This window comes from Psychrosphaera sp. 1_MG-2023 (assembly GCF_030548245.1).
Taxonomy (GTDB): domain Bacteria; phylum Pseudomonadota; class Gammaproteobacteria; order Enterobacterales; family Alteromonadaceae; genus Psychrosphaera; species Psychrosphaera algicola.
In genome coordinates this window covers 1-636 of the sequence record NZ_JAUORW010000056.1, presented here as the reverse complement: position 1 = coordinate 636, position 636 = coordinate 1, and the positions used below count along the sequence as shown (strand labels likewise).

Sequence of the window (636 nt, the reverse complement as noted above, 5' to 3'; positions counted from 1 at the left end):
CATTGATGATGCCGCCGCAGTGGGCAGTCAATCAACTATAACAGTGACTACGCCAGTCGAAAGTGGGTCAAGCGTCACAGTATCCGGTACGGTAGTTGTAACAGTTGGGCAGCCAATATTAGAAACATTAACCCTGTCAGCAAGCGAGACGTCGGTTCCGGTTGGTACCACACAACAAGTTTCAGTGGCAGGAGTATTGTCGGATACCAGTACAACGTTGTTAACAACTCAGGTTTGGAGTAGTGGCGATACGAGTATTGCAACGGTAGACAATGGTGGTTTAGTGACGATAAAACCTGATGCGACTGTCGGCGATACGGTTGTTATTGAATTGAAGGCCTTAGAATTGCCCGATTCGTCCACTTATATTACTGATACCATAACCCTGACTGTTGATAATCCAATTATTTCAAGCGTTGCCATTACAACTGCTGCCCCAACGATTCCGAAGGGCGCAGACTTAACGTTAGCTACTTTAGGTACATTTAGCGATACCAGTACAGAGGTACTCGGGAATTTGAGTTGGGCTTCAACTTGGACAAGTTCAAGTACGAGTGTGGCAACGGTTAACGCTAGCGGTGTGGTATTCATTGATGATGCCGCCGCAGTGGGCAGTCAATCAACTATAACAGTGAC

General features: G+C 46.7%; 1 protein-coding gene. It reads left to right on the top strand.

Going from position 1 to position 636, the window contains the following annotated elements; genetic code table 11:
- Window positions 1–636 (top strand): Ig-like domain-containing protein (locus Q4575_RS19685; protein ID WP_303523938.1); only part of this gene is annotated, 636 nt, incomplete at both ends.